The 241-nt window shown below is 40.7% G+C and carries 1 protein-coding gene; it reads right to left on the minus strand.

The genetic code is table 11. From position 1 onward, the window contains the following. Positions 1-73: 73 nt before the first annotated feature. The coding region (locus tag FTW16_RS17040; protein WP_146491941.1) for a prolyl oligopeptidase family serine peptidase at positions 74-241 on the minus strand (168 nt) is incomplete at its 5' end.

A 241-nucleotide genomic window follows, 5' to 3' on the forward strand; every position in this document is an offset into this window, starting at 1 on the left:
TAATTTATGTCGCCATTTTGTAGAGACAAAATAGCGACATGAGATGATGTGAGTACTTACATTTATGCTGAATCTATTGAGTCTTTAGTAAACCTAGAAAGAACGCGTATTCAAGTGCGTCTTCTTTCAATCGCTTAAATCGACCAGAAGCGCCACCGTGACCAGCTTCCATATCGGTTTTGAACAGCAACACGTTGTTGTCTGTTTTCATCTCACGAAGTTTCGCCACCCATTTCATTGG

Origin of the sequence: Vibrio sp. T20, assembly GCF_007858795.1 — a bacterium.
In the GTDB taxonomy this organism is placed as follows: domain Bacteria; phylum Pseudomonadota; class Gammaproteobacteria; order Enterobacterales; family Vibrionaceae; genus Vibrio; species Vibrio satsumensis.